This window comes from Gracilimonas halophila (assembly GCF_042684365.1).
GTDB lineage: Bacteria > Bacteroidota > Rhodothermia > Balneolales > Balneolaceae > Gracilimonas > Gracilimonas halophila.
This window is the reverse complement of the sequence record NZ_JBHULI010000003.1, coordinates 141,044-165,723: the sequence shown is the minus strand read 5'-3', so window position 1 is coordinate 165,723 and position 24,680 is coordinate 141,044. Positions and strand designations below refer to the sequence as shown.

Sequence of the window (24,680 nt, the reverse complement as noted above, 5' to 3'; positions counted from 1 at the left end):
TTATTCAGGCTTCCAGCTCTTCATTCCGTCTCTGATCACATTCGCGATATTCGATACCGGGATCCTTTCCTGACTCATATCATCCCGATAGCGAATGGTAACCGTATCTTCACCTTCTGACTCTACCCCATCAAAATCTACGGTGATACAGAATGGAGTTCCTGCTTCATCCTGCCGGCGATAGCGTTTTCCAATAGAACCGGATTCGTCATACAGTATCGAAAACTCTTCGCGCAGATCTTCTTCGATCTTGTGTGCGAGATCCTGCAGCTTGTCTTTTTTGATAAGCGGAAAGATCCCAACCTGAGTCGGAGCCAACTTTGGATTCATTTTCAATACGGTACGTGTATCGCCATCCACTTCTTCTTCTCGGTATGCATCGCAAAGTACCATCAAGGTGAGGCGATCTAGCCCCACTGAAGTCTCGATCACATACGGGGTGAACCGTTCCTGATTTTTCTGGTCGTAGTAATCCATCTTTTTACCTGAAAATTCAGCGTGCTGGTTCAAGTCAAAATCGGTCCTGTTATGGATCCCCTCTACTTCCTGCCAGCCAATTGGGTACTTGTATTGAATATCGGCTGCGGCTCGTGCATAGTGGGCCAGCTTATCTTCCGGATGGGGAGCGGTTCGTAAATTCTCTTCCCTGATTCCCATCATTTTATGCCACTCAAGTCGTTTTTCCAGCCATTTTTCGTACTCAGCTTCGTCGGTACCGGGCTTCACAAAATATTGCATTTCCATCTGCTCAAATTCACGCATGCGGAAGACAAATTGCCGGGCAACCACTTCATTTCTGAAAGCTTTTCCTGTTTGGGCGATCCCAAAAGGCACTGTTACACGAGCCGTATCAAGTACATTCTTATAATTCACAAAAATACCCTGTGCCGTTTCCGGTCGTAAATAAACCCCATCTTCTTCCGTGGAAGTGGAGCCAAATTGTGTTTTAAACATCAGATTAAACTGTCGTACTTCTGTCCAGTCAAAAGCTCCGGATTCCGGTGCACGAATCTCATTTTCTATGATGATCTCATACAGGTCTTCGGTCAGGCTTTTGCGTGAACCGCAGGAGTCAAGCTTTTCTTGAATGGCGTTGGCTTCTTCATGCTTCTCATCTTTCCGCAGCTTCTCAATGTGCTGCTCAATGATCATATCCGCTCGGTAACGTTTCTTGGACTGCTTGTCGTCGATCATGGGGTCGTTGAAGCCACCCACGTGACCACTGGCTTCCCATACCTTCGGATGCATAAAAATAGCTGCATCAATCCCAACAATGTTATCGTGGCGACGAGTCATCTCTTTCCACCAGGCGTCACGGATATTTCGTTTGAGCTCTACACCGAGGGGTCCGTAATCATAAACGGCACTAAGTCCGCCATAAATTTCTGAAGATTGAAAGATGAAGCCACGAGCTTTAGCCAGTGATACAATTTTGTCCAGGTTGTCTAAATTCGACATGTGTGAGTGTGGTGTTTACAATTCTAAATTCGTTGAGCGTCAAAGATAAGGAAAATTTTAAGTGAGATAGTTTTAAATGTTAAATGAATCAAAAGTCGTTTAACATTTAAAATTGAACATTAAACCTATATGCGTATCTATCCACAAAACCCTACATTCAACTGCACTGATAATTGTTTACTGAAAACTGACCACTAAATATGGCGAAAGAGAAAAATGAACTTCCGAAGCTCCCTAAGAAATCAAAGAAGCAGAAAGAGCGAGCGATGGAAATTTTGAATGAGCTCTATAAGTATTATCCGGATCCGCATTGTGAGTTGAATCATAGAAATCCCTTCGAGCTGCTGATCGCCACTATATTGAGTGCACAATGCACCGATGTTCGTGTAAATAAAACTACTCCTGCTCTTTTCGAAACTTATCCTACTCCTGAGTTAATGAAAGACGCTCCGCTGGAGGAATTGGAGGAATTGGTGAGATCAACCGGTTTCTATAGAAATAAAGCAAAGTCGCTCAAGGAAACTTCTCAGATACTGGTGGAGGAATTTGACGGGGAAGTTCCTAAGAATATGAAAGACTTGTTAAAGCTGCGTGGCGCTGCAAGAAAAACCGCGAATGTAGTTTTGGGAAATGCCTTTGGAATTAATGTTGGAGTAGTAGTGGACACCCATGTAAAACGATTTTCAAACCGGTTTGGCCTCACCAAAGAAACAAAGAACACCAACAAAATTGAAAAGGACCTTATGGCCTTATTTCCCCGTGAAAGCTGGACGGATCTGTCGCACCTGATGATCCACCATGGTCGCGGCCCCTGCAAAGCCCAGATTTCAGAAGCGCCGGATCATCCCCTGTGCAAGAATTATGGTATAAATTGCAAATGCCAGAAGATGAGAGCAGACAATTAACCTGATTATTGTAGGGGCGAATCGCATTCGCCCTTTTTATAAACCAACAAATATAGTTTTATCTGTAATATCTGTCTTTATCCCATAACCGCGGATTCATATCAATGTATTCCGAAATTTTATTCAGAGATTCCTGATCTTGAATAATATGTTCGTGATAATTCCTTTGCCATATTCTTGGTACAGATCTTTTCCGAATTTGATTGATCTGATTTGTAACCGTTGATTTATAACCTCTAACGATTGCCCCAACAGAATTTGATGGTGATTTAAATGTTCGAGGTAGGGGCGTATTGCAATACGCCCCTACGGTTTTTTCGGCGGCTACTATCTGAAATATGGCATGCATGTGATTAGGCATTATCACAAAACTACCCAATTTGATATTTGATCTAATATTCTCCGTATTCATCCAGCTTCTTTTAGCAACTTCGCCATAATGGTTCAAAATCATGTATCCGTTGTATATTACTCCAAAAATATGCTTCATTTTATAGGTGCAAATCGTCACAAAATAGTGACCAGGTTGTTTGTAATCATAACATTGCAGACGAATAGATTTTCGATTACGTTTGTAGGGATTTATTTTTCTGATCATTTATTACATCGGGCGAATGCGATTCGCCCCTACGGTAAATATTTTGCTTGTTTATATAGTTAGAGCACGTTCAAACTAATTCCTTACAAATTATTTTCTACTGTGACTGAAAAAACCAATTCGATCTTCGCCTCCTATACCGATCCTATCCCGCCGCTGCGGTTTGATGTGCAGATCATTCCCATAAAGCAGGATGGAGAGACTTTTCTGTATTTTCAGGATCAATACGGATATGCTACCTCCGATTTTGCGGTGCCTTATTCGGCTCAAACTATTTTTTCGTTATTTGATGGGAGCCGGAGTGTAGAAGATATTTTAAAATTCAGTGGTGAGGGAGTCACCAAAGAGCAGATCCTGGAATATGTACAGTTTTTAGATGAAAATGCTCTTCTACATTCTAAATATTTTCGAGAGCACGCCCAGAAAATGGAAGCCGAATATGAGAAGTCTGATATCCATCATTCTATCACCTCAGGACTTTCCTATCCTGACGACCCTGCAGAAATGAAGCATTTTCTTAATGAAGCTTTTGAGAAACTTCCTGTTTCGGAACCGGTTAAAAGTGCAAGAGCACTGTATGCGCCCCATATCGATCTTCGGTTTGGCCTCAACAGTTATGTGAAAGCTTTCTCTGCAATTAAGGACCTGAAACCCAAACGAATTGTAATACTGGCAACGTCCCACTACTCGGGGTTGTATCCTGATATTTATGAAGAGCGACCGTTTGTGATCTCCTTAAAAGATTTCAAAATGGTAAACGGAACGGTAAATGCTGACCGGGACAGCATTCAGAAGATCCGGGAGCAAATCGGAGATGATTCAGAACATTATGGTGTCACTTTTCAGGATCGGGCGCATCGGATCGAACACAGTATTGAGCAGCATCTCATTTTCATCAATCACCTTTGGGATCATGATTTTTCAATGATCCCGATCGTGGTTGGCAGTCTTGATGAGCTTTTCTACAAAGCTGATGGGTTTCAGGGACAACAGGTTGAAAACTTCAGCGGATTGCTTGCAGAATTATTCGGGGATAAAGAAGACACCTTCTTTTTGATCAGTGGAGATCTGGCACATATTGGGAAGAAATTCGGGGACGAAAAACCGGCTAAGGAAATGTTTGAAGACATCCGGAATTTTGATGAATCTTTTCTGGATCTCGGAGCATCCGGTTCAGCCCAACAAATGCTTGAGTTGATGAGTAGAAAATATGATCCCTATCGCATTTGCGGATATCCCCCGCTGTACTCTTTCTTGAATATCTTTCCCAAACTTGAGGGTGAGATCCTTACCTATGACATCTGGGATGAAACTGAAAGGGAAAGCGGGGTAAGCTTTGGAAGTATCCTGTACACTTAATTTTAGTTACTCTTTAATCTCCATCTTTTCGGCGAAGTAATCACAAAAATCCCGCATGTCGCCGGCAATGCGTTCGTCGTCAATAGAATTATGGAGGGTATTGGCCATAGTCACCAGGGTTTGGTGGAAGAAGATCTTCATTTCGTCCACGGTCATGTCGCGGGTCCACAGGTCAAGCTTAAGGGTGTCTTTGTTGTGGGCATCCCAAAAGGAAAGCAACATAGCGCGACAGTTAACGGCATCCACATTGGGCATGTCATCGGCTTTAAATGCGATGTTATTCGCCACATTTTTATCGTCCAGTTCTACGGTGATCTTGATCTCTTTTTTCTGCATAGGTTTCTGATTTTTTACTTTTATCTAAAACTAAGGGTTTCTGTGGTTAAATCATGACTGATTTTACTCAGTATTGGTTATAACGCACAGCCGGATTCAGGTTTTTGAATCGCGATCAACTATAAGATTCCCGCCTTTGCGGGAATGACCAGGGGGGATATATGTGATGGTTGGAAACTACAGAGCGGCAATCAACTAAGGCCCCATCATCCCCCTATCAGGCGGGGATCTTAGGGTTGCCAATACTACCGTTACCTAAATCAAACAACCTGATACAAAAGCTATAGATTAATTTCATTCTACACCCAATTAATCCATATTTTTAGCGCTTCACTTTCACACAGACATTCATCAAACTTTGTTAGCACTCGAAAACATCACATTGCATTTGGGCGACCGCGAACTTTTGGACGGCGTCAGTACTTTCATCAATCCCGGCGAACGCATTGGACTGGTTGGCCCGAATGGAGCAGGGAAATCTACCCTGCTCAAGATCATCATGGGCATTCAGGAAATGGATGATGGATCCGTGGCTCTTGCTAATGAAGAAACACTGGGATATCTCCCACAGGATGGCGTTGATCCCGATTTCACCCTTACCGTTCTGGAGGAAGTGGAAACAGCTTTTTCTGAATTATTCGAGCTGGAGATGAAGGTGAAAGGCATTCAGGAACAATTATCTCAAGTTGATCCGCAGTCGAAGGAATATGAGAAGCTGATGGAACGCTACGGGATTTTACAGACAGAGCTGGAAGCTTCAGGATTGTATGAATTGCGCTCAGAAGTTGAAAAAGTCCTCATGGGACTCGGATTCAGTGAAGAGGATTTCCATCGTAATACCTCAGAATTCAGCGGAGGCTGGCTGATGAGAATTGCGCTGGCCAAGTTACTCCTTCGCCGCCCTACATATCTCCTTTTGGATGAGCCCACCAACCACCTTGACATAGAATCGCTCCAATGGATGGAGAATTTCCTAAATAACTATGAAGGAGCCGTGGTTGTGGTATCTCACGACCGGGCTTTTCTGGATACCATCACCAACCGGACGCTGGCCTTGCGTAGTAGCGATATTTCCGATTATGCCGGCAACTATTCCTTTTATGAGAAAAAGTGGGAGGAGGAGCGGGAATTGCTCATGAATGCCAAGAAAAATCAGGAAAAGCAGATCAAGGAAACGCAGGAGTTTATTGATCGCTTTCGGTATAAAGCTACCAAGGCCCGACAAGTGCAGAGCCGGATCAAGCAGCTCGAGAAGATGGAACAGATCGAGCTTGAGGACGAGCAGAATAACGTTTCATTTCGGTTCCCGGAACCGCCGCGAAGCGGTCAGGTAGTGATGAAGCTCGAAGACCTGCACAAAAGCTATGACGAGTACCAGGTTTTTTCAGGTATCGATTATGAAATTGAACGCGGCGATAAAGTGGCCATTGTGGGGCCAAACGGAGCCGGTAAGTCAACCTTGATCCGCATACTGGCAGGGAATGAGCCATTCCAAAAAGGAGATCGCATTGAAGGTCATAATGTAACCGTAAATTATTTTGCTCAGCATCAGGCAGATGAACTCGAACCCAAAAAGAATGCCCTCGAAACTTTGATGGATTCGGGTTCAAACCAAAAAGAAAGTCGTTTAAGAACCATTCTCGGCTGCTTTCTTTTTCAGGGTGATGATGTATTTAAGAAGGTGAAGGTGCTTTCCGGGGGAGAAAAAAGCCGGCTTGCCCTTGCCAAGATGCTCCTCTCTCCTGCTAATCTCCTCATCTTTGATGAGCCGACCAATCATTTGGATATGAGCAGTAAGAATATCCTTCAGCAGGCTATTCAGCAGTACGAAGGCACGTGTATCATTGTATCTCACGACCGGGCCTTTCTCGACCCTATTGTAAATAAAGTACTTGAAGTTCAGCCGGGATACATCAAAACGTATCTTGGAAATGTCTCTTATTATCTCACCAGAAAGAAAGAGGAGGAAGAGCAGGAGAAAAAAGCTGAATCTGTGGCAGCCGAAAAAGAGGCTGACAAAAACGATCAGCTTTCAAGGAAGGAACAGCGCCGGGTCGAGGCCGAACGCCGGAATGAGATCAGCCGAAGAACCAAACCCATCCGGCAGAAAATTGAATCTCTGGAAAAAGAGATCGAGCAAATGGAATCCCGTAAGGTGGAAATAGAGGAGGCCATGGCTCAACCTGATTTTTATGATGATGAGGAAAAAGTAAAAAAATTCTCATTAGAATATGACCAACTCAAATCCGACCTTACAGACCGATATTCAAAGTGGGAAGAATTTCAGCAACGTCTGGAAGTGGTTGAGCAAGAGGTAAGCAGCGAGTAGAAATCTGATTATGAAGTATCTTATTTACAATCTTTTTTTAGGGTTAATTTTATTTGGCCTGGGATGTTCTTCTTCGGAGAATATCGCTCAGCCGGATCCCATCATCAATGAGCGTATCTCACTGAATATTAATGAGGCTGTCTACTTTGACTTTGTAAAAACTGACACCGTCTGGACCGGGGAGCTCACCACCTATACCTTAAATGAATCCGGCGAAAAAGTGGTGAACAACGAATATGTTTCTACCAGGGACAGCTCCTGGAACGACTTTGATGCATTTGTTCAGTTTCTGAACATCTATGAAATAGAACCTCAAAATGAGATAGAAGGCTGGGTCCCTAATTCAGCTGAGCTACCGCGCCGGGTATATAATTTTGAAGTTTTTAACGGAGATACCACTCGCTCGTTCTCTTATCAAGATCCCATCAACGATTTACAAGACTTTTGGCAAGCCCAAAACCTGCTTACTTTTGTAACTTTTATTCGGAATGATCTGCGATGGGTTGAGAGGGAGAATATCGAACAGTGAATATTCAACATTGAACGTTGAAGTGTTGATATTCTCAATTATTCGGTGCAACCGAAAATTAATTAACCAACTCTCAATTCATGCAATTCATTATTCTGAACATCGATCAAAAATAATCTTTCAGTCATTAAGTCAGACTACTTCGCAAAGATCTGACTCCTATCCCCAAAAGCTTTGAATTCCAATGCATTTCCACTTGGGTCGAGGAAGAACATCGTTGCCTGCTCACCTGGTTCTCCTTTAAAACGGATGTACGGCTCGATCACAAATTCAATCCCTTCATTTTCCAGCTTTTCAGCAAGTGCTTTCCATTCATCCATTTCCAGTATCACTCCAAAATGTCGTACCGGTACGCCTTTGCCGTCCACCGCATTCATAGCAGATTCTTTGGCTTCTTCCGGGCTTAAATGCGCCACCACCTGATGCCCCCACATATTGAAATCGATCCAGGAATCAGAACTACGGCCGGTTTCACAACCCAACAGGTCGTGATAGAATTTGTAGGATTCCTCGAGGTCACGTACCGGAAATGCAAGATGAAATGGATTGATGTCACTCATGATAATTTTTGATTGGGTTTAAATTCTTGATTAAAATAATGGATACTTGTTTTATAAACCACAGGTGGGCAGGGTGTTTTTGTACTAAGGTGTTACGGTGTTACAGTGTTGAGACCAATCACTGAAACACCGTAACACTAAAACACCTGAGCACTTTAATTATCCAAGTTCCCAAAAAATCCCCCGCTCGAGTATCTGAAACTTTTCGTATCCTTGAGCTATCTTCCAGGAAAAATAAACGCACACCAAAATCAGAGACCACAATGGGTGAATCCATAGATGCTCTTCAGCTAAACCTTGATAGTGGCGGACTACACATTATGAATGTGTCGTTGGCCATCATTATGTTTGGGGTGGCCCTGGAACTCACTGTCGATGATTTCAAGAAAGTTGCCAAGAATCCGAAGGGAACATTAATTGGACTGGCATCTCAATTTTTTCTACTTCCTGCTCTTACTTTTTTATTGATCGTTATCATGGAGCCACATCCCAGTTTCGCCTTGGGTATGATGATGGTGGCGGCTTGTCCGGGTGGGAATATCTCGAACTTTTTCTCCCTGTTGGCTCGCGGTAACGCCGCGCTCTCAGTAAGCATGACAGCCTTTGCTACATTTTTATCCATTTTTATGACCCCTTTCAATTTTGCATTCTGGGCTAGTTTATATGGGCCAACAAATGCTATCCTAACTGAGATCCACCTGGATCTATTTGAAGTCTTTAGGATCATCATTCTTATTTTAGGAATTCCCCTAATTCTCGGAATGACCCTTCGCCATTTTAAAGATGAACTGTCGCAGATGATCTCACCCTACATCAAAAATTTTGGGATCATTTTTTTTGCAGGATTTGTGATCGTAGCTTTTAGTATGAATTTCGAGAATTTTATAAGCTATGTACACCTTGTGATAGTGTTGGTATTCTTCCACAATTCTATTGCCCTTATGAGCGGATACGGCTTGGGATATCTTTTCAAGCTTCCCCGTAAAGACCGAAAATCCATTTCCATTGAAACCGGTATTCAAAATTCGGGCTTGGGATTATTGCTTATTTTTAATTTCTTTGACGGCCTCGGAGGCATGGCATTAGTGGCTGCCTGGTGGGGCATCTGGCACATCGTAGCCGGGCTCAGTATCGGATGGTACTGGTCAATTGGAAAATCAACTATACAACGCGTCTTCTCTAATGCGTGAAAAAAATTATCTCTGGTATCAATTCTGGCGGCACACAGTAGTAGGAAACGGTCTGCGCTTTTTTTATAAAAAGCGTAAAGTTGTTGGAAGGGAAAACCTTCCGAAGGACAAACCGATCCTTTATATCCCCAATCATCAGAATTCCTTTATGGATGCCCTGCATGTTGCAACAACCACCAAGCCTACCATCTACTTTTTAACCCGTGCACAGGCCTTCAAGCCTGATATTGTCGGAAAGTATTTATGGTCCATCAACATGATGCCGGTCTATCGCGTTAGGGATGGATTCAGCTCGGTACAAAAAAATAATGAGATCTTCGAGAAATGTATCCGTTACCTAAAGAATGGAGATACTATTCTCATTTTTGCGGAAGCCAATCATAATTTAAAGCGCCGGATCAGATCTCTGAGTAAAGGTTTTACCCGTATCGCTTTCGGAGCTGAAGAAGAATATGACTGGACTTTGGATCTGCAGATCGTGCCTGTTGGTGTGAATTATTCGGATCATCAAACCGGTGGAAATACAGTGCAGATCAATTATGGGGAAGCGATACCGGTAAGCGAATATCGCGAGCGTTTTGAAAGTGATGAGAAAGCGGGCGTTGATGCCATGAAGGAGGATGTCTCAGAAGCCATGAAGAAACTCGTTTTCCACGTTGAGGACCTGGCCGAATATCCCCTTCAGAAAATATTATGGGATGACTTAGAACCTGATGATCTAAAAGTGATCGACCCTGATATTGCTAACAACCGGATTCAGCGAACGCAACCTCATATTACAGATGAACTGATCGAAGAAGCTAAAGAGCTGGAAAAAATATCTGAGAAAAATAAGATCGATCTTAATGAACTCGCTTTTAGCAAGCAATTCAGTATCAAAGATTTGCTACTCCTTCCATTTTATGGGTTTTCATTTCTGAATAATTTCATCGCTTATCAGCCTGTTCGGTATCTAATCAAAAATGTTATTAGGGACCGTGCATTTGATGCATCCATAAAATTTCTTTCTGCTTTATTTCTATTCCCCCTTTTCTATGGAATAGTCAGCTTGATATTAAGCCTCTCAGGAGTTGAAAGTACCTTTATTTGGTCTTACTTAATTCTCAGTGTATTTACTGCACCACTCTTTGTAAGAGCAAAAGCCCTATTCACACCTTCAAATACAAGCAGGTTGAAGAAGGAAAAGCCAAAACTTTATCAAGATATTCAATCACGACTATCTGTATTCAAGGACCTTCGTGCCTCCATTTTAAATGAATGAAGCACAATTTTTTAGTGTTGAACAACCAAACTGAAACTAAAAATAAAATATAACCATGAAGTTTTTTTCTTTTATAACTGCCTTTTTAATGATAGCAGCAGGATGCACACAAACCACAGAAAATAATATGGTTGAAACAGAGACCTCTTTCAACCACTCCGAACTGGTTGCTACTGTTATGCCGGTAGGTGACAGTGATGTCTCAGGGTCTGTAACTTTCACCGATACTGAAAACGGAGTTGCTGTTTCAGGTAATTTTGAAGGGTTGACTCCCGGAAATCATGGGTTCCATATCCACGAATTTGGTGACTGCCGTGCTGATGACGGTACAAGTGCCGGCGGACACTTTAATCCGGGCGGTAATGATCACGGGGCCCCTACAGATATGGAACGACACATGGGCGATCTGGGAAACCTTGAAGTTGGGGAAGATGGGTCAGGAACTTTAGAGTATACTGATTCAAATGTTTCTTTAGAACAGATCCTTGGCCGAGGTATAATTATACATGCCGGTGAAGATGATCTTGAATCTCAGCCTACCGGAGCAGCGGGAAGTCGTGTTGCCTGCGGTGTGATAGGAATTGCACAGAACTAATCTACCCGAAATTCATTTACTTCCATTCTCCGTAGAGCTGCTCAAGTTCTTCGGAGGATGAAAGTTCTATGGCGTGATCAGCCAACTTTATAAATTCTTCTGCACTTTTCGAACATAATAGTTCATTTATTTTTGGTACTGATGAAGGAACCATACTCAATTCCTTGATACCAAAACCAAACAAACATGCTGCCCCGATCTCATCTCCGGCAAGCTCCCCACATACACTTACTTCCACATCCGCTTTTTTTGCTCCATCAACCGTCATTTTGATCAATTTCAGTACAGATGGATGATAATGCTGAAACAAGGTGTGAATACGATCATTTCCACGATCTACAGCAAGTGTATATTGAGTAAGATCATTTGAGCCTATACTCATAAAATCTATTTCTCTTGCAAATTGATAGGCAGATAAAGCTACACTTGGCACTTCCACCATCAACCCAAGCGGTATGTTTTCATCAATATCTACGCCGGATGAAAGTAAAGCCCCTTGAACTTTTTCAATTTCATTTCTGATCTCACGCACTTCATCGATTACGGAAACCATTGGAACCAAGATCTTCACTCGCCCGGGATTTTTACCGGCCACAGTAAGTATAGCCTGAAGCTGACTCCTTAGTAATTTCTTTTCATCCAGCAATAACCGAATACCGCGCCACCCTAAAAATGGGTTTGTTTCTTTATGAGGCCGACGGGCATTTTTATCGCCTCCTATATCAAACAAACGAATAGTAACCGGCCCCTCTATTCCTTCTACAATATGCTCATAGAATTCTTGCTGTTCATCCGGACTGTTTCGCACTCGTTTTCCAAATAGTAATCCCTCTGTCCTTAAAAGTCCTACTCCCTGCGACCCACTTTTTGACGCATTATTAAGCTCAGCTTCAAACTCAATATTGGCCATTAACTTAAAGGGCACACCATCTGTAGTCTCAAAATCATTCGAACACTTGAGTTTTGAACCCTTTTTCTGGGCCTTCAACTTGACCTTATAATCCTTTACAGTTTCATCAGAAGGACGCAAGACCATCATGCCTTCATTGGCATCCAGAATAATAATCTCGTTTTTAACCGCTTCCTTTGTAGCTCTTTTTGCATTCACGATACAAGGCATTCCCAGTGACTTCGCAATAATAGCAGCATGGGCTGTTGTCCCACCTTTTTCCATCACAAGTCCGCTCGCGCCATCTTCATAATAGGTTACTAGATCAGTTGGGCTTATTTCCCGGGTAACTATGATCGACCCTTTCTTTATCGACTTTACGTTTTTCTGTCCACACACTTCTGCTATAAATCGATCCCTAATATCCTCCAGATCTATGATCCGCTGGCGGAATAGCTCTGATCCACTTTCTTTCAATCGCTCAATAAAAGTGCAATAGGTCTGATAAACGGCAAAATCAGCACTAAGTAACTTATTTTCGATGATATCAAACACACTCTTTTCGATCTCAGGGTCTTGAATGATCTGTTTTTGCGTATCGATAATATCAGCGGTCTGACTATCTTGAAGTCCACCCGACATTTCTTCTAGTTCAGCGATCAGGTTCTTCTTTGACTCCAGAAACCTTTCTTTGTGGTCATCAACTTCCCTTTTTTTTATAGAAGTCGGAGTAATGGTCCTAGACTCAGAATTAATAATTACAGCTTTTCCGATAGTAATACCTGATGCTGCAGGTTTACCCTGAATTGTATATTCCTGTGTCTTGGCAGTACTCATGATTTGAATATCCTATTCATCGTGCATCCCGAATTTATCCTCTACTGCTTCAACAATGGCCTCTAAAGCCTCCTCCTCATCAGCACCGTCCAGTTCAAGCTCTAATTCGGCCCCATGTTCTGCTGCGAGGGTCATCACTCCTAATATACTTTTCCCATTAACCCGATATCCGTAGCTATGGATATAGAAATCGGATTTGAATTTACTGGCAAGCTTTACAAGCTGAGCCGAGGGGCGGGCATGCAAGCCCGCTGAATTTTTTATAGTAACTTTCTTTTTGATCATGAAATTGAATTAGTCTCCTAAAATGAAAATAAAATCAGCAAGATGCCAAGTTTTTGAACCTAAAATATTGTATTTCCATTCTGATAGAACTATATAAAAGAACATCCGGAAAAAGCGATTAATCTTTCACCCAATGTTTCTTAAATTCAGGCTCATTAATTAATCCTACATACTTTTATGTCAGTTACCGAAAAAGACGTACAATACATAGCCAACCTGGCGAGATTACAGCTCAATGATGAGGAAGTGAGATCATTTGCCGGGGATATGAATAAGATCCTTGGTTATATGGATCAGCTCAATGAAGTAGATACAGAAAACGTAGAACCTCTTGAGCATGTGATAGACCTCGAAAGCCGACTGCGAAAAGACGAAGGCAAAGAACCATTGTCTCATGAGGATGCTTTAAAAAATGCACCTGATGCCGACAGTGACTATTTCCGTGTTCCAAAAGTAATTGAATAAAACTCCTTATGTCAGATAGCTCTTCTGCCCAAAACCAAGATTTTTTCACAAAACTCCCTGAAAGCAGACAACATATAGTTGCTCTGTTGATCTTGTTTCTGATCCCGTTCTTTCTTTTTACAGCCACCACCATTGGCGGTAAAGAGTTTCAACGGCATGACATTACTCAGTGGCGGGCAGGGGCTGAATCTGTAATTGAGTACCGGGAAGAATTTGAAGAAGAACCGCTTTGGGTAACGAACATGTTTGGGGGTATGCCGGCTTTTGTTGTTTCTGTAAAATCAGTAGTACCTCATATTGATTCTATATCCAGATACTTCAATAACATTTATCCTGCTTTTCAATATTGGATCCTATTATCAGGCACCTATCTTCTCTTAGTTATGATGGGATTTCGGACTCTGACTTCCCTCTTCGGAAGCCTGATGTACGGTTTGACCACTTACTTCCCCATTATTATTGTGGCGGGCCATACTTCTAAATTTTCCGCATTGGCTTTTGCCCCATGGATGATTGTAGGTTATTGGTTACTGACAAGAAAAAAGAAAAAATTAGCGGGTCTTTTACTTTTCTCTGTTGCTTTAACCCTGGAGCTTCGGGCCGGACATCCTCAAATCGCATATTACTTTTTCTTCCTCTTGGGCTCCTTATGGTCTTTTGACACCTGGAAAGCCTATAAAGAAAACCGCCTGAAAGATTGGGGATTTGCTACCCTATTGCTGATTGCAGGAGGAGTTATTGGTATTTTAGGTTATGCTGAAAATCTACTCGCTCTTCGAGAATATGCAGAATATAGCATCCGTGGTGGTTCAGCTCTCGACAGTTCAACCGGACTGACTTCCAGTTATGCTTTTGCCTGGTCGCAGGGAATTCGCGAAACCTGGACATTGATCATGCCCAATATTTTAGGCGGAGCTCCTCCTGAATATTGGGGGCCAAAATCTTTTACTTCCGGACCTCATTACTTTGGAGCACTGAGTTTACCATTCATAATTCTTGCCTTGGTTAAAAGACGCAGCAAAACAATGTACGCCTTTCTTGCCGCAGGCACACTGGGTATCCTTTTTTCTTGGGGTGGTAACTTCAGGCTCTTGAATGAATTTGCTTTCGACTACATCCCATATTTTGACAAGTTCAGGGCCCCTGAAACCTGGCTTGCCTTTGTAGCCTTTTGTTATTCGGTAGTAGCTGTTTATGGCCTTGATTGGTTTGCCGAATTTGTAAATTCCAAGAAAAACGAACTTAAGCAACTCTATGTACCGCTCGGCTTAACCGGTGGGGTTTTCCTGCTTGTGTTTATTATGGTGAGTTCAATGAATTTCACCCGTCCGGGAGAAGTGAACCAGATAGCCAATCAAATAGCTCAGCAAAATCAGGTGAGTCCCAATAATCCTCAGGTTCAGCAACGAGCCCAAAGCTATATAAATACCCAGCTTGTACCCGAACGCGAAGAAAAAGCCAACGCTGATCTATTACGGCTGGCGATCATTCTCATAATTGCTACCGGACTAATGTATCTGGCATTTACCAAAAAGATATCTTTGAGTGTCGCACTCATAGGGTTCATTCTGATTCTTGCAATCGACATGATCAGTATAGATAAACGTTACATACCGGAAGATGCTATTGTTGCAGGAAATGTAAATCCTGAAAGGACATTAGAATCTCAGCGCCGGGTCATTGACACTTTTATTGAAGAACAGGTGTCAGTAAATACAAATTATCCTTATCGCGTCTTCCCGATCTTAGATAATCCATACAGGAATGCAACACCGGCTTACTTCTATCCTATGATTGGCGGTTATACAGGGGCAAAGCTGAGTGTGGTACAGGACGTTATGTATGGGCAGGGACCACTAAGTGTTCAGAGTCAAAACTTCAATCCTCAGCTCCTTGATCTCCTCAATGTGAAATATGTCACCTATGTTCAGGGACTTCCATTTGAAGGTTATGAGTCTGTTTTCGAAAGTCAAAATGGCATCGTTTATGAAAATAAGAATGTACTGCCAAAGGCCTTCTTTGTAGATTCAGTAATAACTGTACAGGATCCTAACACTGCTTTTAATTACCTAATGCCGGGACAAATCGATTTCTCAAAGAAGGCAGTATTGGAAACCTCCAAAACCATCACCACTTCTGAAGACACCAGCTCAACTGTAGAAGTCACTGATTACACCGGACCGGAAATGACTCTTGAGCTTTCTCGCTCTGAGCCTGGATTCCTGGTACTAAGTGAAGTTTACTATCCAGCCGGGTGGACTGCCACTCTAAATGGAGAAGAAATCCCAATTTATAAAACAAACTACTTTTTACGTGGAATGGAAATTCCAGCCGGCAATCACACCCTGACGCTGACATTCATGCCCCAAAGCTATCAGCTAGGAGTGACACTTGCCTGGATCGCCCTGATAATTCAGTTTGGACTATTTTTATTGTGGGGATATACATCTTTCAAGAGTTCCCGGACAAGTGGCTCATAAGAAAGTTTTGATCATAACCTATTATTGGCCGCCAAGTGGAGGGGCCGGAGTACAACGATGGGTTAAGTTTTGTAAGTATCTCCCCAAGTTTGAAATTCAACCTATTGTACTTACCGTAAAAGATGGAACTTACCCTATATTGGATCCATCGCTGGAGGAGGATATTTCAGATGACCTGCCTATCCATTATTCCAAAAGTATAGAGCCTTACTTACTTTTTGCCAGATTGACGGGTAAAACAGATCGACAAGTTTCCACCCCTGCTACTGCTTTTTCTACGGAAGGTGGATTTATCCAAAAGCTCGGTGTCTGGATTCGCTCTAACTTCTTTATTCCTGACGCCAGGATAGGATGGGTACCGGCAACTCTTTCTAAAGCTAAAGAAATTATTCGGAAAGAAGACGTTGAAGTAGTAATAACTACGGGCCCGCCTAACTCTACACATGTGATCGGAAATAAAATTAAAAACTGGAGACCTGATTTAAAATGGATCATGGACATGCGTGACCCTTGGTCACAGATATTTTACAACGAGACACTCCCTCGAACTTCACTTGCTCAAAATATTGATGAAACACTGGAACGAAAAGCCTTAAAAACAGCCGATGAAGTAATTGTAGTCTCTAATGGTATGGCTGAGCTTCAAAGGAATATTTTTAAGCGCAAATATCATGTAATACCCAATGGCTTTGATCATGAGGATTTTTCTGACAGGCCTTCCCGTGCGGCAAAGAATAAATTCACCGTAAAATATATTGGGAGTATGACTGAGCCGGCTATTCCTTATAATTTTTTTGAAGCAATAAATTATCTTTCTGATGAACACCGAGACCGTATCTCGATTGATTTTTTTGGCTCATATAACCAGAAAGTGACCGCTGTAATTGAAGAGTACAATCTAGGTGGTATAGTTAATTTTCAAGGATATCTACCTCATCTTGAAGCAAAGGCTGAAATGGCTTCAGCCGATTTACTGCTGTTGGTAATTCCAAGATCCAGACATAATGAGCTTATTTTAACCGGTAAGTTGTTTGATTATATCGCAGCGGAACAACCTATATTGTGTATTGGCCCTTCAGAGGGAGATGCAGCTCAAATCATCAAAGAATATCAGCTTGGTGTATGTTTTAATTATAATGAAATAAAACCTATTCAGAATACTTTACAGAAACTCCTTGATGGAGGAAAAATATCCTATCAAAAATGGAATTCGGATTTTCAACACCACCCCTTTTCAAGGTATACTCTAACTGAAAAACTGTTAGAATTAATTGAATAATATCCCGAGAAGGTTATCAGTTATTGGCCTCTAAACTTTTGTAGATATTAATTAATTTCTCAGCGTCCACACCCCAGTTGTATTTCTCTTTTATCGCTTCCTTCCCATTATTTGAAAGTTGTTTTAACAAGGATTCATTTTCGTATAATTCGATCACCTTCTTGACGAATTGTTCTTCACTTTCCTCTTCGTAGATGATGCCACATTCCTCCTCAGTAACTAGTTTTTCTACTGAAGTACAATTAGTTGCTAAAATTGGAAGTCCGCAATGCATATACTGGTAAAGCTTATTTGAACTTGAGTTATCAGTTTGCGGAGTTCTTTTAAAAGGAACCAAGCCAACATCGCTGGCTTCAAGGTAAGATCTTATTTTTGTTTGCGGTTGCCAGCCCTCAAAATCCACAACGTCTTCAATATCTAATTCTTTTACTAATTCCTTTAGCATACCCATCATTTCACCATCACCCACTAATAAAAGCTTAATTTTGGGGTCATAGTCTTTAATTTTCTTCATTCCCCTAACAACGTGCTCTAACCCTCTGTTACTTATAAACCCACCTACATAGACCAACGTAAAGTAATCCTGATAACGTTTTATCGTATTCGCATCAATTTCATATTCATCAAAAATGGTCGTGTCTATACTGTTTGAAATAACAGTGATGTCCTTGGCCGGTACGCCTTTCTCAATATTCTTATCACGCATTCCTTCATTAACCACAATGATTCTATCAAACAGCTTAAGCCATTCTCTTTCCTTGCGCTCCCACTTAGAGAATGATATAAACAACTTATTTGGGTAGGTGGTACTCCACTTATAATCTCTCAAGGCATCAACATAGTTCTCATGTAAATCACCTATAAAATGTGCTTTGATTTTTTTTCTGAGGATCGAAGCTGCTCCAAATAAATAAAGATCATGTAAATGAATCGCATCGTAGGTTTCATGTTCAAATATCTTTAAAACCTGCTTTGCTACGACACGGTCTATCCATGGTATCATTGCGGCCAACCCATGCATTTTATTTGAGGTAAATGCGGATACCGCTACTTTGTAAATCTTTATCCCCTTATAGTGAACTACTTCACTCTTTGAATAGTCAGCTATAGATAGTAACCCAACCTGATAACCTGCGTCAATCAAAGAAAGTGCTTCCTTCTCGACCCTGATATCAGGAGGGAATTTGCTATCTAAAACCATCAGAATTTTCATCTAAACCTTTACCAACATTATTATTGAGTTTCCTTTATTGTAATGACAGTAACTTTTTATATGACTTCATTTCCTGGCTAACTACCAACCTGTTATTATGCCATAATACCACATATTCACCACCTAACCGCTTCAGTTGATTATGATAACTGACTAATTTTTCCTCAGCTTGCTCCAGAGACAATCCCATATATTTATCACTTAATAAACTTGCTTCCATTACAATTAAAGGATGCAGCTTTATGTCTAGCGATTTCTTTTCCTTCCAATCAAATCCTCTGTAAGGGAATGCTACACCGGTCCGGTAACCACTTCTGTCAGCATAACCAACAGTATAGTCATGTTTGATACCTGCATCCTGCAGGTCCTTTGCAGTACTATGCCAATCCCATCGCAGGTAATGTTTTCGGGTTGCATTAATTTCTATTTGTAAATCAAGGACATCACAAACATTTTGTAACTTCTGAACCTCTTCTCTAAGAAGCTCAGGACTATGCAAAGTATTATAGCTTGGGTGTAATCCAAGCAAATGACCTGCCTTATGTATCCGTTTTATAATGTTTTTTATTGCCTGATGCTCAATATTATATAGTACATCATGTTCGCTTTCATTTTTACCGGAGACAAAGAAAAAGGTGCTTTTAATATCATTGGCTTTCAGAATATCTATAATCTCTGAAAAATTATTGTATGGATCTGCATTATAATTCCCTGTTTTAACTGCGCGATAAAGCCGATATCTTTTTTTTACCTTATTTACATTTCTCCTGATCAACAGGTCTCCAAGTATTCGCTTTAGAAGCCTGCTTCTGGTATAGTCTAAATATTCAAAGGGCTGATCTACATCATGTGAAACATGTTTTGAGTATGCCGGAATCTGTTTTCTCGGTTTTAGCTTCTCCACACCATAAAGCAAATTTGCGATCACCAGAAACCATTCCTGAATGATCGGTCTATCGATCAGGTTATTCTTGACCACAAAAGAGGTTTTACCTTTATACCTCAAATGCTCGTCTTGCTCAGAAAAATGTATATCAGCGTAGCCACTGAGTAGAAAAAAGGCCATCCCAATTACATCAACCGGTAACCGCTCACTGTTCTTTGTTATGTTAAGTGAATCAGATTCGTTTTGTACAAACCAAGCCGGCAGTATTTGATCAATAAGTTGTTCACACTGAACTGATATTTCCTGAGTATTTGGGCTCTCAGGAGTTTTTTCTTTATACAAATGAGTAAAAAATATATCCGGGATGATGATTTTACTATTTCCCTTCCGAATAAGAAATTGTGAAGATTCATTACTCACTTCAAAAGAGTAAGATAAATTCAGAAAGTCTTCGATTAGCACATTAAAAATATACTTCTTCTCTGCAATATGTCCCGGTGTTGAAAATACTTGTACTTCCGGTTTACTCATCCCTTAAGCTTCTTTAGCAATTGTTTTCCATAATAAATGGGAGCAAATCGCTTGCTCACTCCCTGGATATTGTGAAAATGAATAGGTTTGGCTCCAAAAGAACTGAAGAAGTATTCTATAGATTCTATGCTTGATCCCTCAAAATCAAAGCTGTTGTTTCTTTTCTCCGCTTCCTTGATCCCATTCCAAAGAATCAAATTTACTGCTCCCGGAATTTCGGAATCAGCATCAAAACCACCCGCTAAATAATAGGTAGTCTCATCATCATGAATAAATAAATGAGCGGCATGTAGTTTTCCATCAGAATCTCTTGCTCCTAAAATAGTGGCTCTTTTTCTATTAAAAGCCTCTTTGCAAAGCTTCTGCAACAGTTGTTCGCTATATGGAGTTTTTTTGGATTGCCTTTCAAAAGTTAAAGAGATCATGGTAAATAATTCTTTAACACTCACATTAGTATCTACGGTGAGAGATTCATCTGCCCGTTTGATAAGCCTTCTAACCGAGCTTCTTAATTCTGACCATACTTCTTCACTTTTAAATGGGTATATAAATCTGAATGAAGTAAGTGATTGCTGAGTAAACCCAGCCCAAACAAAGGGCAGGTAATTAGTAATGTCTTCATTCAGGTTATATACGAATTTGTCAAATTTTGGAAGTTTAGAAATGAGCTCTTGAAGTAAAGAGCGTTCGTTACGATGCAAACTTTCTTGCTTACCCCCACTTTCCTTTATCCATGGGCCTAATTTTTGAGTCAGCACCGGCATCGTGATAAACGTAAAACCTTTTTCTTTCTTCCGAATGATAGGCCAGCGGGCAAAAATCTGTCCTCCCTTTTCAACCCGAATATCTTTCCAACAGTCCGTTGCCACAGTGTCTAGCCACCAGGGCTGCATGAATATATTTCCAGGAAGTTCATGTGGTTCCATTGAACTCATGCTAAGGCCTGCTTTATTTTTTTTGAAAGTGGATCATCAGGTAATTCAGAATAAGTAAAAGAATCCGGAATATTGCTCAAAGTTTTTCTTCTATGCTTTTTCAATTCAAATTTTCTCTCAAAATCTTCCATAGTTTCCATTGGACTATCACAAATCTGTTTATAATGAACTTCAAAATAAGCAGCTTCCATTTTTTTTAAGTCTGTTTCTATGATGTATTCAGTTTCATGAACTTGCCATATCGTTCTTTCTATAACAGGACGATCAAGTACTTTTTCCCATCCCGGCGGTTTAACTCCCCACCATTCATTATCTGGAATATTTAACTTTTCACGTGTTTTGAGAATTGAATATACAGTTGCATCCGTTTCTCTTCGAACCCAAACAAATACAGATCCAGGAAAGACATCTGATAAGACCTGTATTCTTAAAGAATGGAATGTGTTCTTTGAAATAAACATCTCTTGTGGGCTGCTAATAGCTTCAATTAAATTTCGGAAGCTTTTCTTCTGATCTCGACTGAGATCTTCAACTTCGGTGTATGGATCTTCTTTTGGGAAAAACTGATAAAAAAATTGCCCGCCTTCATGGGGATCTCCCGGAAATTTGGTGTTTCCAAAGTTAGATTTAAAGGAAGAAGGAATCAGAGTATCATTAATTAGAAATCGCTCTGCATACCTTGCCAATAAACTGATTCTATACCTGCTGGCTACCCTGTTCGTTAAATAATAAGACTCAAAATATCTGCAAAAAAGTTGGTATGTAAGGGTTGTTCCCGATCTTGGTGCTCCAACGATCCATATGGGCGCTACATTTTTTTTTCTGTTTATTGCACCCCTAAACACCTTTTCCAGTGGCTGAAATACGCGACTTTGGCTATTTATTAAAAATTCTGATGCATTCATAAATTCTTTTTTAAATACAAAACCAATTATGATAGACGCATTGTATTATAATTCAAAATCCTGATTTACCTATCCCTACTAATTTGGGTGTCTGAATTTACTTACAAACCTTCTTCTTTTTAATCTCTTTTCTTTGACCTGATCTGTCTTCAAGTATTTTAGCAACTTGACTCTTAATATTCGGGATATTTTTCCTCTTAGACTACGCCATGCTAAAAAGAAGGTAGAAAAACCCGTTGTTTCATACTGTAATTCATACCCTAACAAACCCATTTCCCGATGACAAATAGTTTCAACTAGCTTAATCTGTTTAGAGGAAAGTTCAGTTTTATATTTACCGAAATTATTTTTCAAGGTCGGCTTATTCAGATTTTTCCAATCATGAGCCTCTACAAATTCTTCATAGAAATTTTCACTTTCAGCCTCTTCAGTTCCTAAAAAGCTAAATATTTGTTTCAATGAATTTTCTTCATCTTTTATGAAATCTTCATAGGAAATTAGGAAGCAGTCGTCCTTAAAAAAATCCTGAAATAACTGAAAACTTTTAACCTGTTCACTCCTCCATAACTTTGCATTATTTACTATAGATTGATCTCCAAATCTACGCCTGGTTTGGCTTAAAACCACATCCCTTGGGTCACGGTACAAATAGATAAACTTTACAGGCTCAAGGTATGCTTTAATCTGATACAGATAATCGAAAAGAAAATTATCCTTACAAATGTAGGTTTTATAACCTTTCGATATTGCGTAACGCTTCATCATGTAATCCATCACTCCAAATACATTTCTGTAAGAGTAAATGGAGTCATATTCGCTGAATATCTCTTTAGCTTCAAATTCTATATCCCAGGGAGCGAAATGCAGTTTGCACAATTTTATTGCATCCTTGATCATCGCTATAAAATTCTGGTCATCGCTGAAGCTTCCATAAAACGGTTGATGATGATATAAGTGCTTAAGGAAGTGGGCAGGCTCAACACCATAGTAAATATCTTGTTTCTCAGTAAGTCTTTTTCGCAACAAATTGGTGCCACTTCTCTCAGAAGCTACAATAAATAATGGGGGTAAACTCATATCTCAAAACTTTCGGATAAATTCTATCTTATATATTGCTCAAAATAAACAACAACTTGATGGAAATTAATTACAAGAAATATACCAAACCCTTGGTTGAACTTTCCTATGAAATAGCAGCGTACTTATTTGTTGCTAATTTCTCTCTTTTAATTACATATCTTTCTCTTATCTAAGAAAGTATTATTTGAAAGGTACATTCGTATTTGAGCAAACTACATACCTCAGCTTATTGCATTAGTTAAATGGGTATCATAAAAACACAAAGCATTTACAATACCATAATTATATACATCGGTATTGGCCTTGGATTTATTTCCACTATATATCTATACCCAAATGTACTTACACCTGATGAATATGGGCTGACACGTCTGCTATTATCCGTAGCTTTATTATTTACCCAGTTCGCCCACATGGGTATGAATAATATCTCTATAAAATTTTTCCCTTATTTTGAGGATAAGCAAAACCAACACAATGGTTTTTTCTTTCTTACTTTGGTTGTCCCCTTTCTCGGGTTCCTGCTATTTCTTGGGGTATTTTTCTTGTTTTCAGATCTAATCCTGGATTATTACAGTGATAAGTCTGAGTTGTTTGTTGAATATTTTCCTTTTCTGATCCCATTGGTACTCGGAATTCTCTACTTCGATGTGATCAACAGCTACGTAAGGGCGCGATATGCCTCCGTCCCAGGGTCCATTATTGGTGAGGTGGTATTAAAAACCGTAACTATTCTACTATTAATACTATTCTTATTTAAATGGCTATCCTTTTATGAATTTATGGTCGCGTTTGTTTGCTCCTATATCCTCAAGCCGGTACTTCTAATTGTTTATTTGTATAGGAAGGGTGAATTATTTCTAAAACCTAAATTTAACTTTATTGATACCACCTTGTTTAAAAGAATGGGGAATTATGGGCTTTTTTCAATATTAGGAGGAATGGCAAATCTTATTGTAAACAATATTGACATTATTATGCTCGGATCTCTTTCGGGTTTAGCCAATACCGGGATTTATGCCATTGCTTTTTATGTAGGCAGTGTGATCGAGGTACCCAAAAAAGCTATTGGAAAAATAGTGCCTACTGTAATTGCTAAAAATTTAGCCGATAAGGATTATGCTGAAGTAGCAAATATTTATAAAAGCTCCTCCATTAACCAGGTAATTCCAGGGGCACTCATTTTCATAGGAATTTGGGCAAACCTTGAAAACCTCTTGGCTATTTTACCGGCAGAGTATTCGGGTGCAGGCATAGTAATTTTAATCATTGGAGCAGCTAAATTAATCAATATGGGTGTTGGGGTGAATGGGGTAATCATCCTGAACTCAGAACACTATAGGTTTGATCTAATTTCTACCATTTTTTTAGTAATCATATCCATCTTAACTAACTATTTACTTATCCCAATATATGGTATTGCAGGAGCTGCCCTAGCTACTGCCTTATCAATATTGATCTACAACATCATAAAAGGTGTATTTCTTTGGGTTAAGTTTAAAATGCAACCTTTTACGCCAAAAATTCTCACCGTTGTGTTACTAAGCGGTGCAGTACTCTATGCAAGTTTAATGGTTGATAGAATTGGAAGTGTTTATGTTGACATCTTCATTCGGTCTTTTACAATAGCCGTCATTTACAGTACCGGAATTATATTGTTCAATGTTTCTGATGAAGTGAATAAGATCTGGGCAGATATCAAAAAGAAAATCCTCTGAGAAACTCTCCCCTGCTCCCCTTATCTTTGGGACGATATTAGAACTGATTTCACTTCA

At 40.3% G+C, this 24,680-nt stretch carries 21 protein-coding genes; 11 read left to right on the top strand and 10 right to left on the bottom strand.

Annotated features, from left to right (window positions below; all coding sequences use genetic code 11):
* Window positions 1-1,458 (bottom strand): glycine--tRNA ligase, encoded by a 1,458-nt coding sequence (locus tag ACFSVN_RS03465; RefSeq protein WP_390298669.1) that lies wholly within the window; start codon window positions 1,456-1,458, stop codon window positions 1-3.
* 200 nt (window positions 1,459-1,658) lie between these two features.
* Here ACFSVN_RS03465 and nth point away from each other — a divergent pair, with 200 nt between their 5' ends.
* Together nth and amrB are read left to right on the top strand one after the other, a co-directional pair.
* Window positions 1,659-2,363 (top strand): endonuclease III, encoded by a 705-nt coding sequence (nth, locus tag ACFSVN_RS03460; RefSeq protein ID WP_390298666.1) that lies wholly within the window; start codon window positions 1,659-1,661, stop codon window positions 2,361-2,363.
* Window positions 2,364-3,063: 700 nt separating this feature from the next.
* Window positions 3,064-4,320 (top strand): AmmeMemoRadiSam system protein B, encoded by a 1,257-nt coding sequence (amrB, locus tag ACFSVN_RS03455; RefSeq protein ID WP_390298663.1) that lies wholly within the window; start codon window positions 3,064-3,066, stop codon window positions 4,318-4,320.
* A 6-nt stretch (window positions 4,321-4,326) separates the two neighbouring features.
* On the opposite strand, the gene gldC is transcribed toward amrB, so the two are convergent.
* Entirely contained in the window at window positions 4,327-4,656 is a 330-nt protein-coding gene (gene gldC, locus ACFSVN_RS03450) for a gliding motility protein GldC (protein ID WP_390298660.1), read from the bottom strand.
* A 358-nt stretch (window positions 4,657-5,014) separates the two neighbouring features.
* On the opposite strand from gldC, the gene ACFSVN_RS03445 reads away from it, so the two are divergent.
* Window positions 5,015-6,985 (top strand): ABC-F family ATP-binding cassette domain-containing protein, encoded by a 1,971-nt coding sequence (locus ACFSVN_RS03445; RefSeq protein WP_390298657.1) that lies wholly within the window; start codon window positions 5,015-5,017, stop codon window positions 6,983-6,985.
* Between the two features lie 10 nt (window positions 6,986-6,995).
* Window positions 6,996-7,514 (top strand): hypothetical protein, encoded by a 519-nt coding sequence (locus tag ACFSVN_RS03440; protein ID WP_390298655.1) that lies wholly within the window; start codon window positions 6,996-6,998, stop codon window positions 7,512-7,514.
* A 137-nt stretch (window positions 7,515-7,651) separates the two neighbouring features.
* Here the strand turns inward: ACFSVN_RS03440 and ACFSVN_RS03435 are convergent, their stop codons facing one another.
* Window positions 7,652-8,074, bottom strand: a complete 423-nt coding sequence (locus ACFSVN_RS03435; RefSeq protein WP_390298652.1) for a VOC family protein — start codon at window positions 8,072-8,074, stop codon at window positions 7,652-7,654.
* Window positions 8,075-8,337: 263 nt separating this feature from the next.
* Between ACFSVN_RS03435 and ACFSVN_RS03430 the strand changes: the two genes are divergently transcribed.
* The 3 genes from ACFSVN_RS03430 to ACFSVN_RS03420 are packed head-to-tail and all read left to right on the top strand — an operon-like array spanning window position 8,338 to window position 11,120.
* Complete coding sequence (locus ACFSVN_RS03430; RefSeq protein ID WP_390298649.1) at window positions 8,338-9,264, top strand: bile acid:sodium symporter family protein; 927 nt, start codon at window positions 8,338-8,340, stop codon at window positions 9,262-9,264.
* On the top strand, window positions 9,257-10,525 hold the full coding sequence (locus ACFSVN_RS03425; RefSeq protein WP_390298646.1) for a 1-acyl-sn-glycerol-3-phosphate acyltransferase: 1,269 nt from the start codon (window positions 9,257-9,259) through the stop codon (window positions 10,523-10,525). Before ACFSVN_RS03430 ends, ACFSVN_RS03425 begins: the two co-directional genes overlap by 8 nt.
* Window positions 10,526-10,580: 55 nt before the next feature.
* The gene (locus ACFSVN_RS03420; protein WP_390298644.1) at window positions 10,581-11,120 is read left to right on the top strand and encodes a superoxide dismutase family protein; all 540 of its coding nucleotides are present in this window, start codon (window positions 10,581-10,583) and stop codon (window positions 11,118-11,120) included.
* A 16-nt stretch (window positions 11,121-11,136) separates the two neighbouring features.
* On the opposite strand, the gene ptsP is transcribed toward ACFSVN_RS03420, so the two are convergent.
* Together ptsP and ACFSVN_RS03410 are read right to left on the bottom strand one after the other, a co-directional pair.
* Complete coding sequence (ptsP, locus tag ACFSVN_RS03415; RefSeq protein WP_390298642.1) at window positions 11,137-12,846, bottom strand: phosphoenolpyruvate--protein phosphotransferase; 1,710 nt, start codon at window positions 12,844-12,846, stop codon at window positions 11,137-11,139.
* Between the two features lie 12 nt (window positions 12,847-12,858).
* Window positions 12,859-13,131, bottom strand: coding sequence for an HPr family phosphocarrier protein (locus ACFSVN_RS03410; protein ID WP_390298639.1), 273 nt, complete (start codon window positions 13,129-13,131; stop codon window positions 12,859-12,861).
* Between the two features lie 177 nt (window positions 13,132-13,308).
* Here ACFSVN_RS03410 and gatC point away from each other — a divergent pair, with 177 nt between their 5' ends.
* Genes gatC through ACFSVN_RS03395 form a run of 3 tightly spaced genes read left to right on the top strand, consistent with a single transcriptional unit; the run spans window position 13,309 to window position 17,355 of the window.
* Window positions 13,309-13,596: an Asp-tRNA(Asn)/Glu-tRNA(Gln) amidotransferase subunit GatC gene (gene gatC / locus ACFSVN_RS03405; protein ID WP_390298636.1), complete on the top strand. Its 288-nt coding sequence runs from the start codon at window positions 13,309-13,311 to the stop codon at window positions 13,594-13,596.
* An 8-nt stretch (window positions 13,597-13,604) separates the two neighbouring features.
* Window positions 13,605-16,076, top strand: a complete 2,472-nt coding sequence (locus tag ACFSVN_RS03400) for a YfhO family protein (protein ID WP_390298633.1) — start codon at window positions 13,605-13,607, stop codon at window positions 16,074-16,076.
* Complete coding sequence (locus ACFSVN_RS03395; protein WP_390298631.1) at window positions 16,066-17,355, top strand: glycosyltransferase family 4 protein; 1,290 nt, start codon at window positions 16,066-16,068, stop codon at window positions 17,353-17,355. Before ACFSVN_RS03400 ends, ACFSVN_RS03395 begins: the two co-directional genes overlap by 11 nt.
* 16 nt (window positions 17,356-17,371) lie before the next feature.
* On the opposite strand, the gene ACFSVN_RS03390 is transcribed toward ACFSVN_RS03395, so the two are convergent.
* The 5 genes from ACFSVN_RS03390 to ACFSVN_RS03370 form a co-directional block, all read right to left on the bottom strand.
* Window positions 17,372-18,568, bottom strand: a complete 1,197-nt coding sequence (locus ACFSVN_RS03390; RefSeq protein ID WP_390298628.1) for a glycosyltransferase family 4 protein — start codon at window positions 18,566-18,568, stop codon at window positions 17,372-17,374.
* Window positions 18,569-18,602: 34 nt separating this feature from the next.
* Window positions 18,603-19,985, bottom strand: a complete 1,383-nt coding sequence (locus tag ACFSVN_RS03385) for a polysaccharide deacetylase family protein (protein WP_390298625.1) — start codon at window positions 19,983-19,985, stop codon at window positions 18,603-18,605.
* Window positions 19,982-20,920 (bottom strand): GNAT family N-acetyltransferase, encoded by a 939-nt coding sequence (locus ACFSVN_RS03380; RefSeq protein WP_390298622.1) that lies wholly within the window; start codon window positions 20,918-20,920, stop codon window positions 19,982-19,984. Before ACFSVN_RS03380 ends, ACFSVN_RS03385 begins: the two co-directional genes overlap by 4 nt.
* Complete coding sequence (locus ACFSVN_RS03375; protein ID WP_390298619.1) at window positions 20,917-21,825, bottom strand: sulfotransferase; 909 nt, start codon at window positions 21,823-21,825, stop codon at window positions 20,917-20,919. Before ACFSVN_RS03375 ends, ACFSVN_RS03380 begins: the two co-directional genes overlap by 4 nt.
* 78 nt (window positions 21,826-21,903) lie before the next feature.
* On the bottom strand, window positions 21,904-22,902 hold the full coding sequence (locus tag ACFSVN_RS03370; protein WP_390298616.1) for a sulfotransferase family protein: 999 nt from the start codon (window positions 22,900-22,902) through the stop codon (window positions 21,904-21,906).
* A gap of 245 nt (window positions 22,903-23,147) precedes the next feature.
* On the opposite strand from ACFSVN_RS03370, the gene ACFSVN_RS03365 reads away from it, so the two are divergent.
* Window positions 23,148-24,623: an oligosaccharide flippase family protein gene (locus ACFSVN_RS03365; protein ID WP_390298612.1), complete on the top strand. Its 1,476-nt coding sequence runs from the start codon at window positions 23,148-23,150 to the stop codon at window positions 24,621-24,623.
* The last annotated feature ends 57 nt before the right edge of the window (window positions 24,624-24,680 follow it).